The following is a 13,719-nucleotide window of genomic DNA, read 5'->3' on the forward strand; positions in this document are numbered from 1 at the left end:
CATCAAAGTGTACATTACAGGGCGTCCGGCAACAACACGTAGACCCCGATCACATCCACCGGCAGACAGGCGCTGACACTGTACTGCCCGACATCGCGCGCCGCCGCGCGCACGCGGCGGTGGTCCTCGAGCAGGGTGATGGCGCGGTTCTGCGCCAACGCTTCCAGTTGCTGCGGGTGGGCGCGCAAAAAGTCCAGTGCGGTGCGGATTTCGCGCTGCACCCCTTCCGGCAGCAGGTTGCCCGTGGGAGTGCATTCGAGCAGCGCGTTGCAGGAATCGCCGCTCAACCATTCGGGCTGGCTGCGGCCCCTGACCGCGAGGGTGACGGTTTCTTCGGCCATCATCTGGAACGGTTCACGGCGGCGCACATAGCTGAGCTGATGGCGCAAACGCAGCAGGTACAGCGTGGTGACCACGTCCACGGCATCGGTGAGGGTGGCGGCGCAGCGCGCGGCGCTGGCGCTGCCGTCTGCAAGGCTGGTTTCGAGGAGATAGTCGGCGAGGACCGTCACCAGCGGGTGGCTGCGGTGCAGTGCGTTGAAGTCGATGGTTAGGGCTTTGTTGATGCCTTCATCGGCCAGACGCAGCCGCAGCGTTTCCGGCAGGTGTTGCGGTAGCAGGCGGAACTGGTTCTTGCGAGCTTTTTCCAGCGGAGCGTTGAGGCGGGCGCAGGCGCTGTTTAGGAAGCGCTGCACGTCGGCCTGGGTGCCCAGCGCTTGTTGTTCCTTCTGCCATTCGGGCAGCACTTCGTCGGGACGGATGCGGCGCTGTGCAAAGACGGTGCGGTTGGCCTTGGCTTTTTGCAAGGCGTCCTGCCAGCGAGCTTGCAGGGGGGCGAGGATCTGTTCGGATTCCCCAAAGTCGAAACCCAACTGCGCGCTATGGGCGTTGCTGCGCTTCATCAGTGCGGCCTTGACCAGCGCCTGCTTGATGCGAGCTTCGTCTTCGGGCATGGGCACCAGCACGCCGAGTTCTTTCTCGATGGCTTCGCCCTTGCGCAAGATGACGTTGAGCACAAAGCCATCGACCGGGTTGTCCTGCCCGTAGAGCATGGTGCAGCGCACTTCGGGGGCCGGCTGGCCGAAGCGATCGACGCGGCCTTCGCGCTGCTCATGACGGGTGGGGTTCCAGGCTAGGTCGTAGTGGACGACGGCGGTGAACAGGTGCTGCAGGTTGATACCTTCGGAGAGACAGTCGGTGGCGACGAGGATGCGGGATTCGCCTTCCCCTAGCGCCTCCACCCGCTCGCGGCGTTCCTCGGGGGTGTATTCGCCGGTAACGGCGTCAATGACGGCCTTGGGGAAGACTTTCTTCAGATGTTCGGCGACGTAGTGGGCGGTGGCGATGTAGCGGCAAAAAACGACGGGGTGAAAGCCCTCTTTCAGCAGCGTATGGAGATGTTGGATCAGCACCGCCAGCTTGGGGTCGCCCGCTTGTCCAGAGAGGCGTTCCGCTTCGCCAATCAGCGTTTGCAAATGCCCGGCATTTGCCATCTGTGCGGGCGGTTCAAGATCATTACTGTCCAGGTCGTCGGCTTCACCGTCGTATAACCGCTCGTCGGTGAGCCATTCGTTGTCGCTGAGGGTGTTGTCCAGCCGGGTCGTCAGGGCTTTGACGGCGGCAGCGGGAGAGGATGCCACGCAACGCAGCAACGCGAGGGTGGCGTACCAGACCAAGCGCGCATGGCCAGCCTCTCGCGCTTCGATGCTTTCGGCGAGTTCCCGGCAGTAATTTTGCACCGAGTCGAAGAAGCGGCCCCAGTCGCCGCTCAGCGGGTAAGTGATCTCGGCTTTCATGCGCCGCGGAAAGCCACGGCCATCGCCCGTTTCAGCCTGCCACTCGGCGATATCCTTGCGCCGGCGCTGCACGAAATGGCGAGCCAGTTCCAGCCGCAGAGGATCATTGGCTGCGGTGTGTCCTTGTAATTCACGAAAGCGCGTATCGAGGAGCGCAAGCAGGTTGTAAAAGGCGCCCTCGTCCCCCGAGTGCGGAGTGGCGGTGAGCAAAATCAGGTGGCGTTCCGGGTTTTGACTGAGTTGCTGCAAGAGCTGGAAGCGCAATTGTTTACCCTGCCCGCCACTGGCACAGGTGTGGGCTTCATCCACGATCACGCACTCGGGGGCCGTGCTGAGGAAGTGGGCGCGGTGGCGCTCGCTCTTGATGTAATCCAGGCTGACCACGACCACCGGATGATAATCGAAGAGACCGATTCCATGGGGCAGATCCCGCTCGATGCGGGAGGCGGAGGCAGAGGTGAGGGCCACGGTTTGCAGATTGAAGCGGCTTTCCAGTTCGTTTTGCCATTGCTCGACCAGGTGCGGTGGGCACAGCACCGCCAGATGGCCGATTTCACCGCGATCCATCAACTCGCGGGCGATCAGCCCGGCTTCGATGGTTTTGCCCACGCCGACGTCATCGGCGATGAGCAGGCGCACCGTGGAGAGCCGTAGGGCCATGAGCAGCGGCACGAGTTGATAAGCGCGGGGTTCAACGGCGATGTTGCCGAAGGCCCGGAATGGACCGCTGCCAGCACGCAGTTTAAGGCGCAATGCATCGCGCAGAAGCAGGGCTGCGGCATGGTTCCCCGCATCTTCCGGCTCGGGCCAGGGAAAGGTGGCGGGCTCGACGGCTTGCAGTTCCAGCTCGGGGATCAGGGCGATGCTGTCGTCATCAGCGCCACCCAGCGGGCGCAGGCGCAACCAGTCGCGGCGGGAGCCGCTTTGCACCACCCATTCGCGACCCCGTGCGTGTACGAGGTTGCCGGGCATGAAGTCGTGTTCGATGCGGGTCATTGGATGTTCTCGGGCAGGCCGAATATCTCGGGATAAGTGGCGAATTGGATCGACCATTGGGCCGGATCCGCGAAGTCCAACACCTGCCAGCCCTTGTCGCCGAGTACCCTATGCAGATCGGGGCTGAGAGGCGTCAGAAAGACCAAGGCACGGGCGGCGACATACTGAGCGCTAGCGATGGCGGCGCCTTGCTGGACGGGAACGTCAGTGGCGTCGGGCATGCGGAAACCGGATTGGGTCACGGCCTGCAACCATTGCGCGGCTAAACTCTGGTCGGGGGCATGCGGTTGCAATGAAGCAACTGCCGGTGCCGCGCTGGAAGGCGTCAGATGCACCTCGGCATTGGCCAGCGCCACCAGCAGTTTCAGGGCATCGGTGTTGCGGCGATTGATGTTTTCGTGGTCCGGCTGGTTGAAATAGGACAATAAGCACTGGTAGCAGCCTGCCTCGCAGACGTGTTTGTCCGTCGCCTCCAGCGCTTCGAACTGCCAGGGACCGTCTTCCGGTTTGCCGTAGTGCATCATCTGCAAGGCAGCGCCGGCGACTTCCCGGAGGCTGGCGGGTTCGCTGACCAGACGCGTCAGCACCCCGGCACCGCCCTCGGCGGCTTCGTAAAACATCAAGGCGCGGCGTTCGTCGCTTTTGGGCAGGGGCTCGGCCACCAGTTCGGCTTCTTCGATCTGGAAGGTCATTTCGATGCCCCGCTTCAGGGCAGCCTGGAGGGTGGCCATGGCCTCCAAGGAAAGCGCCTGTGCCGGAGCCAGGATCAGCAGGTTCCGATGATCTTCGACAAAGGGCACGATACGCTGATTGGGCACTTTGTCGAGCAGGCCGTCTTCCTTTTCCGGGCTTTCATCGGATGCATTGGGATCATCCTGCTTGCTCCAGGTGCCGGTAATGGGGTTGATATAGAAACCCAGTTGCGCTTTGTTCTTGCGCCGCCGCCAGCCGCGATTGATGCGCCACAGGCGGGCGGCGGGGGCGTAGGTGAGTTCAGCCAGCACTTCGTCGCTATTGCGCACGGCGGCCTTGCGTTTCTGGATGACGCCGTCGGGACCGGGCAGGAAGCGGTAGGTGCTTTGCAGCTCAAACCCCTGCCGCTGACGGTCTTCGTCATTGATGGAAATACGCTCCACCGCCACCGTTTCCACGGTTTCTATACGATAGAGCTCTCGCACCCAGTCGTGTTCCGTCAGTAGGGCATCACAGTTTTCACAGCGGTTGACCAGAGGGTCGCTGCCGCCAGGGGTCCCCAGGTGGCCATACCCGCACTGGCTGCAGACCAGGGAAGAGATGGTGGCCAACTGGCTGTTGCCGGAAATGTGATCCGCCGAGCCGACGTTGAGCTTGGCCCGCACCACGCGATACATGCGGCCCTGATGATAAATGAGGCTGCGCGGGCCGAACTCCGAGAGCCCTAGAAAACGCGGGCGGCTGACCATGCTGCCTTCGTCCTCCCTCCCACTCATCGTGTTGCCGCCAGTGGCAGGAATCCAGGCCATCAGGGGTAGACGCGGGAAGTTGTAGCCAGGCAGAAAGCCTTGGCTGGCCAGGTAACGATAGGTGTAGAAGTCAGCGTTCTGGGTGTTACCCGTTTTGAGCAGGACCGCATATTGCCGGGCGGCGTCCCCATAGCGGCGCTGGGCATTCTGTCGCTCGCCGTGGGAAGCGGTGTGGCTCTTGACGATCTGATCGGCCAAGTTCATCTGCGTGCGAGTCGAATTAAAGAGATCCCGCCAGCGCTGTAACGCCCCGGAGAAACGCTGGGGCGCCGTGGCGATGACTTTTTGCACATAATCCGGGGAGAACCAGTCGCTGTCCTGTAACTCATCGTGGAGTTGGTCGATGACCCGCGCGGCGCTCTCCTGAGCGCGGTCTTGAACGGTGATGTTGCCGAGGCAGTCCTGATAATGCGGTTTCAGTGGTTTGTCCTGCAGGTCGAGATCCAGCAGTTCGTTGATGCCGGAAGGGAGGTCTATTTCCGCGCAGGCCAGCCAGACCGCATGCAGATGGCTCTCCACCAGGTCGCGATTGGCCAGATCAAGGGTGGGCGACTTGACAACGCCATGAACCATCTCGTTGGCATGGTGGAAAAACCACTGATCGTGGGGGCTCTGGGCGGCGCAGTAGGTGATGACCAGCGCCTGCTGGCCAGAGCGGCCGGCACGACCGCTGCGCTGGGCATAATTGGCGGGGGTGGGCGGCACATTGCGCAGATACACCGTATTGAGGGCCGAAATATCGACGCCCAGTTCCATGGTGGGGGAGCAGAACATGACCGGTAAGCGCTCCAGCGGCGCCTCATGGGCGGGATTGCTGGCCCAGTCGTGGCGGTCTTTTTCGGTGTAGCGGAAGCGCTGTTCCAGCAACTGGCGGCGTGCGGAATCCACTTGCGCGGTATGCTCCTGCGCCTCGAAGGCGAAGAGCGGGTGTTCCGGCTGACGCAGGAGATTGGCGATGTTGAGATAAAGCTGGCGGAAAAAGGCATTGGACTGGCGCTTGTCGGTGTCCGCCTCGTCGGCCGTCAGGCACCAGTCGAGAGCACCCGCGTTCAGTCGCCAGCCCACCAGATGGTTTTCCACGGGATGCTTCTGCACATAACCATAGAGGTTGGCGGCCTGGAGCATCGCTTCGATCAGCGCGGCCAATTCGGTGTCTTTCCACTGGGCTACCTGACCGGCCCAGGCGCTGTCTTTCCAGAAAGTGGCATTTTTGACCCGACGGAGCAGCCGGGAACGTGGTCCGCCGCTGATCAGGTGGTCGGTGCGGGCTTTCCCCTTATGCTCCGGTCGCTTGCCAAAAATCAAAGATTTCGCCGTTTCCAGTGATTCGTCGGCGGCGAACGCCCAGCGGTCATTGAGGGTGGTGAAGGCACTGTTTCGGGCCTTGTCCTGTTCGACAGCATCCAGATAACGGCTTTCCAGGCAGAGGCTACGACGCATCATGTCAAAGACCATCTGACAGAGCGCCGCGCGATGCGGTCCACTGAGAGCGGACAGCTTGGTGTTCTGAGCAAAGAGGCTATCTGCGGCGCTGAATTCGTCCAATCCGCGATAACGGATGTCGATCAGGCCGAGCTGATCGAGATTGGGATTGTTGAACCGCCAGCCCCGGCGCAGATCGCGGAGCAGCCGGTAACCGATGACGAAGCGCAGTGTTCTTTGCGCTTCCTGCCGTGCCAAGCCCATGAGTTTGGGGTTGCGCAGATATTCGACCAGCGTGGCCTCATTGATCTGGTCAAATCCCAGGGCTTTGAATACGGCATCGGCCAGTTGTTCCTCGTTGAGCAGGCCGCTGCCATTTTGCAGTGCGCCGATGAGACCGGACCGCAGCGTCAGCAAAAAAATGAAGTCGTTGAAGTGTCCCGCCTGTAAAGCGGCGTCCTGCCGGTTGTCCGTAAACCCCAGCAGCTTGCGCGGGTCGGCGCGACCGGCCAAAGGCTCAGGAGCACTGAAGAGCAAACGGAGGGCGCTGAGGGTGAGCATGGTGGTGGCCGAGGAGCGGCCCTCACCGGAAAGACTGGCGAGGCGGTTAATGTCCTTGCCGTGGGCCTCATGGACCTGACCGCATTTGAGGCAAAAGCGGAATTTGCCGGGGATGAGCCAGTAACGCTCCCCACGCCCTTCCTGTCCCTGGGCATTGACGCGCACCGGTTTCGGGATCGCCTTTTTGTAGTTTTGCCGGACCTTCACCTCGTCACGGGTGAAATCCAGCCAGCTTTCTGGCAGATCCTCCAGGTGACCTTGGTATTGCTGATCGTCGCGGATCGGGCAAAGAAAGCCATAGGCGGTATCTTCATTGTCGTCGGTGGTGATGTCGTCAATTTCGCGGGGCCGATAGCCTGCTGAATCATTTTTGGCATGCCAGATCGGGTGGTATTCCTGACCGCAGTCCCGGCAAAAATGCGCCGGATAGAGTTCCACCCCTTCCGTTTGCCGACCGGGGGCGAAGCGCTGGGCGTCGAGGGTGACGTAGCGGGTACCGGGGGCTTCCAACAATGTAGTGAGCACCTTGCCGGGGCCGCTGATGAACTGATGCAGTTTGAAGGCGAAAGGGGGGCGTCCCTGGGGCGTGTGGATCTCATGGGCGGCCAGCAGGAAGCGCTGCAATGCGCTACGGCTCTCTTCCACGGAACAGCCGCTGTCTGCCGCCAGTTTTTCACTGGCCGTTTTGACATTCATGGGTTGTGCGGGGCGCGGGGGTTCGTTTTCACGCAGTTCGATACCCAGATTCAGTTCCACCCAAATGGCCAGAGGATCTGCCTGAAAAGCGGGGAAATCGTTCCAGGCATGGTGTTCCCGGCGGATGGCAGCAGGCAATGTGGCTTGAATGGCGACGACGTCCTTGAGGGGGTCCGTCACCCGTTCCAGTGTTTCACCAATCACGTCATGCCCTGATATCCGTGTGCCAAAAAGCTTGCTGGCCACGGTGGCTACGGTGTTGTTGCGATCTGCCTGGGCGTCCATGCTGGACATGGTGGCGGAAGTGCCTATGCACACGAGGTGCTGGGCCTGCAGGCGTTCACGCAGACGGCGCACCAACAGCGCCACGTCAGCGCCCTGACGCCCTCGATAGGTGTGCAGCTCATCAAGAATCAGAAACTCCAGCCCATGGCAATGTTCGACGACGCGGCGGTCGTCCTCATCAAAACGGGTGAGGATGAGTTCCAGCATCATGAAGTTGGTGAGGAGAATATCAGGCGGGTTGTCCGCTATGTTTTGGCGTTCAGCAGAGGATTCTTGTCCAGTGTACCGGGCGACGGTAAAGGGCTGCTGGTCGGCGGCATAACCGTACAGGAATTTGTGGAGTTCTTCCAATTGGCTGTTGGCAAGCGCGTTCATGGGATAGATGACGATGGCACGGGTGCGTGCAGGCGTGTTTTCCTCTTCCGCCTCCTTTTCCTTCAGTATCCGGTCGATGACCGGGACGAAGAAGGAGAGGGATTTACCGGAGCCTGTCCCCGTCGTGACCACATAGCTTTGTCGCTGTTGGCCTTTGGCCAGCGCTTGCTCTTGATGGATGTAAAGCTGAAGGGGCTGTGGCCGACCTTCCGCTTTGTCCACCTGGAAAATTTCGGCGCAGTCCCGGTGCAGAAGACCTTCTCTGACCAGTTCCTGGACGGTATGCCCGCGCTTATAGTTGGGGTTGATCTGGATGAGAGGGTCCGGCCAGTAGCGGCCCCGGTCATATTCACGCTGCACCGTTTCGCGGATGTCTGCGGCGTCAATACGCGCGAAACTGCGGGAAAAGGTACTATATTCTTCTATGAGTTGTTCACGAAAATTGAAGACGTTTTCCATAGATTACCGTTGTTTGTAGGGTATCCGGACAGCGGCATGAAGGATTATAATGCCAGAAGCCATTCACTGCGTCCTTTTTATCATATCACGAGTAGAACATCCCTCTGCTGGACTGTGAGGGGGAGGACCACTGGATGTCAACACTATCAGCCCAAAGGTGCGATTCCATCCTCCCTTACTTTCTTATGCTGGCCTATCGTAACCTTTATAATTAGGGTGCGAACCGTAAGTTTTCATGTTACATGTGGTTCGCGGGCTATCACTTTAGTCCCTTGATTCAATCCAAGGGCTTTATCGCCAGTCTATTGCCGATGTTTTTCAGCGCGCCCTGTGATGACCATGGTTCCCTTGTTATCGTTCGAAACTTTGGTGTTCAAGGGTGACTGCATGGACCCTTTTGCTTGGCCTATATTGCTTGTCTTTCCTTGTGTCCCCCGGTGTCGTTGATGCTCGCCTTAAGTCTATCCTTAGGTAGCCCCTGTTACTCCTCATTCATCTGGAAAGATTGTCCCTAATCCTGCGAACCTGCCTTCGGAATATCTCAGACTGTGATTTTGGCGGTGATTACAAAAATCGCAATTTTGTCTCTACATATAGGATCTAGAGATCAACTATTTTTTGATCTCTAATAGATCATATTCACGTTTTTTGCTATAGTATTTAGAGATTAATAGGACTGATTTATACCAGATATTCTCAGGCTGTAGAAAAGCCTAATAATTTGAAATTGAAGGCATTAATAAAATAAAAATGGGTGCAGGTTTCGCGCAAAGAAGAGCTTATGGTTTCGTGCTATAGTGGACCCCAGATTTGAGGCGGTAGTTTAAGCTTGTTGTCTGATCAGGAGGAGACGATGAGCGCACAAAGCGGAAAGCGTACGAAGCGGCCTTTAAGGGCAAGGTTGGATTAGAGGCGATCCGGGGCCTGAAAACCATCAACGAAATTGCCTAGGAGTTTGTGGGGTACACCCGACGCAAGTCGGGCAATGGAAGAAGGCTATTCTGGAGCAGGTGGGTACTTTATTTGATGGCAAGCGTGGCCCACAGCCCATTGATGCGCACAGCCACCCGGGGCATTTCTACAGTGAAATCGGGCGATTGAAAGTCGAACTGGATTGGCTGAAAAAAAGTCCGGAATGTAACGGTAGAGACGCAGTGGACGTGGATCGTACCGAATCTGTCGATCTCTATTCAAAGGCAGTGTCGCCTGGCTGGAGTGGCCCGAGCCACGGTTTACGCGCAGCGACCCGAAAAGCCATTGGACGCAGAGGATAAAGTGCTCATGGATTTACTGGATGCCCAATACACAGCAACCCCGTTTCTTTGAAGTCGCTGGATGTAACTCCAACATCTGGGGTTTGGAGTCCATCGCAAGCGTGTGGCTATTCATGGACGCACGTCTGCGGCATGCGGCATGCGGGAAGATGAGGTCTACAAGCGGTCTGCAAGAGGTATTTAATATGATTATGGAGTTATTTTTACTTTTTATGGGTGAAGAAGGGGTCTGCATGAGGTGAACAAGAGGTATCAAATAAAAAATATTTCCATTAATTAATTATATGATCCTTGGAAGGGGGGTTGGAGGGCTGTTGTCCATATAATCATTATATAAAAAATAATTATTGATTAATAAGTTTCGCTTGTTGTTTTTTGTGAGCAACGTGCTGAAAACAATAACGTTGAAGTTCATTGGTATATTAGAAAATGATAATAACTCCGTTTTAATTTTAGATACGAGGGGATGTTAGCCTGTCTTGAGTACAATTCATTACGTTGCAGGTGCCAAGAAAACACACAGGCAATGGACTTGCACCGCTCTGGATGAATACTATATAAATTTATAGTAAGCACTGATGAGAGGTATCCGATGCGCACCATCCACAAAAGCTTTTCCCTCAACCGCTTGAAGATGCTGAGATCCATGCCAGCAATCATTCTTGCCTGGCTGCTGGCCGATTGGCTGGGGCATCCATCTACCGCATACGCTCCCGTTCACTGGACCCCATTACTGGGTATCGGTGATGTATATCCTATCGGAGTTTCTCGACCGACCCATGATCTGGCAGAGCTACCTGTGAAATATCAAACGCCAAACAGGTTTCTGGATTGCCTCAATGCATAATCCGACAAACGTATTTCCAAGCGGAACGAATCGGGAGTTGACGGCTACAGCACCACAAGCCTTGCGTGGATCGTTTCGCCGCACCTTTTTCCCACTGATGATCTCCAGAATTGCCGCAGGCTTTCCCTCTCCTGCAGATGACTACGTGGAAAAACAGATTGATCTGAATACGCATCTCATCCAGCACAAGGAAGCAACCTTCATTCTCCGCGTATCGGGATGGTCCATGCGGGACGTAGGCATATTTGATGGCGATGAAATCATCGTGGATCGAGCCATTACCCCCAGCGATGGCAAAATCGTGGTGGCAGCCATCAACGGTGAACTCACGGTCAAACGCTTACGTCGTGTTGGAGAAAGCGTCCATTTGTTGGCAGAAAACCCCGATTTTCCGGTGATTGTACTCAAAGAAGGCGAAGAACTTTGCATCTGGGGTGTAGTCACGCGTGTGCTGCACAGCGTCTAAAAAATCATGCCTATCGTACTGATCGATGCCAATAACTTCTACGTTTCCTGCGAACGGGTTTTTCGCCCTGATCTGGAAGGGAAACCAGTAGTTGTGCTGTCCAATAACGATGGCTGTGTGGTCGCCCGTTCTGCTGAAGTGAAAGCCTTAGGGATTGCCATGGGAGTACCCTGGTTCCAGATAAAGAAGCTGGCCCAAAAGGAAGGCATCATCGCTCTGTCGAGCAATTACACGCTCTATGCCGACATGAGCCAGCGCATGATGACGATCCTGTCGGACTTTAGCCCTATCCAGGAGGTATATAGCATCGATGAGTGCTTTCTGGATTTGCAAGGATTTGCGCCTGAACAATGCCGCCAAATAGGCCAAACTGCCCGCCAGCGCATCCGGCAATGGCTGGGTTTACCCGTAGGGGTTGGAATAGCCCCAACCAAGACCCTAGCCAAACTGGCCAATCATCTGGCGAAAAAGCAGCCCAAATACGCAGGGGTCTGTGTCTGGGAGGAGATACCCGAACAGAAACAGGCCAAAATATTACAGCAGTTACCCGTTACAGAAGTTTGGGGCATTGGTCGTCAGTGGGGTAAGCGACTTCAAGATATAGGCATACTGACCGTCTGGGATCTGCAGAATGCAGACCCCAGACCAATGCGTCAGCGTTTTAGCATCTTGATGGAAAGAATGATTCGAGAACTGCGCGGTGAGTCCTGCATCGCCATGGAAGAAGTGGCTCCACCCAAACAGGAAATTCAATCTTCTCGTTCGTTTGGGAGACCCGTCAAAACGATAGAAGAACTAGGTGAAGCCATCAGCCTGTACATTGTCAGAGCGACTAGCAAGCTACGGCGTCAGAATTCCGTGGCTGCAGCGTTACGTGTCTATATCCGCACCAATCCCTTCCAGAACCACCTGCCGCAATACCAGGCAGCCCGAACCGTAGTGCTCAGCCAAGCAAGTCAGGATACGCGAATTTTCCTGCATGCTGGCAAATTGGCTTTGACTCAGATGTATCGAGAAGGATTTGCCTACGCCAAGGCAGGGGTTCATCTTCTGGAGATCAGTTCGGCTCAATCCGTCCAAGCGGATTTATTCGGAGATATGGAGGCCAAAAAGCGCGCCAATCAGCTAATGGCCACGCTGGATCAGATCAATGCGCGATTTGGCCGCAACGTTCTACAGCCAGGTGTTGCTGGTTTACAAGAAACGCGAAGCTGGGAGATGAAACGCGGGAATAAATCTCCTGCTTACACAACCCAATGGAAGGAACTGGCCAGGGTGAAAGTGGAATAGGGAAAAACGCACTTGCGAATGACTGGATTTGCAGTTGAACCGGTCATTAAGGGGGGGTGACCTTTATGCCCTCAAAACTTGTCACTATGGCTGGAAACTATAGCAGTTTTTTGAGAACGGTTTTCGGGAATTGCAACCTTTTGATTTATGGTACAGCAATTACCGCCATCTGAAGACTCTCGAAAACGGTGGTTTTTGTAGTGGTGACGGGTGATTGGAAAGAGTAGAGCAGGGGAGAGGAGAGCAAAGGCTCTGGTGGTTGGGTCTTGCAACGATTGCGGAACTGATTGACGAGTGGTTATCGGTGGTTATAATCAAATCATGGATAGCAGAGCCATCATCAAAAGACTGGAAGCCGATGGTTGGGTGCTGGTGCGCGTTCGCGGTTCGCATCATCAGTTCAAGCATCCTGATAGAATTGGGCTGGTGACGGTCAAACATCCCGACTAAGGATATTCCCGTGGGTACTCTGCTTAATATCGAAAGGCAAGCTGGCTGGAGGTCATCATGAAATTCCCCGTCGTACTCCATACCGATGACGGGCAGCGCTATGGCGTCACCGTGCCCGGATTGCCGGGCTGCTTTTCTGTGGGCGAAACGCTAGACGAGGCGCTCGACAGTATCCGCGAAGCCATAGGTCTGCACCTAGAAGGTATGGGCGAAGAGGGTACGCCTCTCCCGGAACAGCATTCGCTGGCCGACTATCAAGCCGACCCGAACTACGCGGGCGGCGTCTGGGCGGTCGTGGACGTGGATGCTTCTCGCGTGGAAGGTAAGACAGAGAAAGTGAACATCACTCTGCCGCGTAATCTGATTCGCCGTATTGACGAGGCGGCAAGAACCAGAGGGTCCAGTCGTTCAGGCTTTTTGGCCGAAGCTGCGCGGCATGCGCTTCGGAAGGGGTAGACCGATCCAGAGGTCGTCCCCCAAAAAAACGGCTATGTGCCTTTTTGCTGGAAACTAGCGGCTTTTGAGGTCAGCATACCTAGTGCCGAAAGTGACGAAGGTTGGAATAGAGAGGCTGAAGGTGACCGATTTCAGAAGGATCCATGGTTGGATTGGAGTGAGTGCCTAGTCCACGTTACTATAGTCTATTGCCATTTCCGGCTATGACCAGGCACTAACACTACGCTTGATCTTAGGCGTCAGCCACAAGTGTGGGTTGAAACGGAGGTGGTAACAACTTGCACAACATCAATGTGCTCATCACGCGCAACATACCCAGCAAGGATAAGGCAGGTGGCGGATTGAACGCGAACTATTTAACGGAAGCTTAATGACTGATGCTCGGGAAGGCGAATTCGCTAGTGCATTCGATTGGGCCGTCGTTAGACTTGCGACTTTTTTTCCGGCCTCGGCATCAAAGGCTCGGTTGCTTTTTGGCTCGGTCTCCCTTCTTACAAGGGATCGTCCACGCCCGCACAGCGCTCGAAAGCTTGACTGTCACAAGCTTACTGGTAGAAATGGCAAGGTTTTCTTCAAGCGGACGGTACTTAGTATTCATAAATAAATAACTTGTACTCACTATATAGCGGGTATAGTCTTGCGGCATGGAAGCAGACGCACTGATAGCCGCTCGACACCAAGCGCTCGAAGGGATACTGGATGAGCGGCAGAGACGGCTATATGCGGCAGTAGAAGCGAAGGTGCTGGGTCATGGCGGTGTCAAGCGGGTGAGTGAGGCTACCGGAGTCGCGCGGGGGTCCATCATGGCGGGTCTCAAAGAGCTCAAGGATCCGGAGAACAGGCT

The 13,719-nt window shown here is 56.3% G+C and carries 7 protein-coding genes and 2 pseudogenes; 7 read left to right on the forward strand and 2 right to left on the reverse strand.

The window, feature by feature from the left end:
* Window positions 1-14 precede the first annotated feature (14 nt).
* Together H7F11_RS05645 and H7F11_RS05650 are read right to left on the reverse strand one after the other, a co-directional pair.
* Window positions 15-2,792 (reverse strand): helicase-related protein, encoded by a 2,778-nt coding sequence (locus H7F11_RS05645; protein WP_193651447.1) that lies wholly within the window; start codon window positions 2,790-2,792, stop codon window positions 15-17.
* Window positions 2,789-8,092 carry a DEAD/DEAH box helicase gene (locus tag H7F11_RS05650; protein ID WP_193651448.1) on the reverse strand — a complete coding sequence of 1,768 codons (5,304 nt, stop codon included), beginning with the start codon at window positions 8,090-8,092 and terminating at the stop codon, window positions 2,789-2,791. Before H7F11_RS05650 ends, H7F11_RS05645 begins: the two co-directional genes overlap by 4 nt.
* Before the next feature lie 864 nt (window positions 8,093-8,956).
* Between H7F11_RS05650 and H7F11_RS05655 the strand changes: the two are divergent.
* The 7 genes and pseudogenes from H7F11_RS05655 to H7F11_RS05685 all read left to right on the forward strand — a co-directional run.
* Window positions 8,957-9,508 (forward strand): annotated as a pseudogene (locus H7F11_RS05655) (transposase); the annotation flags it as partial.
* Between the two features lie 450 nt (window positions 9,509-9,958).
* Window positions 9,959-10,213 carry a hypothetical protein gene (locus tag H7F11_RS05660; RefSeq protein WP_193651449.1) on the forward strand — a complete coding sequence of 85 codons (255 nt, stop codon included), beginning with the start codon at window positions 9,959-9,961 and terminating at the stop codon, window positions 10,211-10,213.
* On the forward strand, window positions 10,206-10,679 hold the full coding sequence (locus H7F11_RS05665; protein WP_193651450.1) for a LexA family protein: 474 nt from the start codon (window positions 10,206-10,208) through the stop codon (window positions 10,677-10,679). Before H7F11_RS05660 ends, H7F11_RS05665 begins: the two co-directional genes overlap by 8 nt.
* A gap of 6 nt (window positions 10,680-10,685) precedes the next feature.
* Window positions 10,686-11,969, forward strand: coding sequence for a Y-family DNA polymerase (locus tag H7F11_RS05670; protein WP_193651451.1), 1,284 nt, complete (start codon window positions 10,686-10,688; stop codon window positions 11,967-11,969).
* Window positions 11,970-12,290: 321 nt separating this feature from the next.
* Window positions 12,291-12,419: a type II toxin-antitoxin system HicA family toxin gene (locus H7F11_RS05675; protein ID WP_227485287.1), complete on the forward strand. Its 129-nt coding sequence runs from the start codon at window positions 12,291-12,293 to the stop codon at window positions 12,417-12,419.
* Between the two features lie 57 nt (window positions 12,420-12,476).
* A complete protein-coding gene (locus tag H7F11_RS05680) occupies window positions 12,477-12,875 on the forward strand; it encodes a type II toxin-antitoxin system HicB family antitoxin (protein WP_193651452.1) in 399 nt (132 codons plus the stop codon).
* A gap of 644 nt (window positions 12,876-13,519) precedes the next feature.
* Window positions 13,520-13,719, forward strand: a pseudogene (locus tag H7F11_RS05685) (ISAzo13 family transposase); the annotation flags it as partial.

Origin of the sequence: Acidithiobacillus sp. HP-2, from assembly GCF_015100155.1 — a bacterium.
Classification (GTDB): Bacteria; Pseudomonadota; Gammaproteobacteria; order Acidithiobacillales; family Acidithiobacillaceae; genus Acidithiobacillus.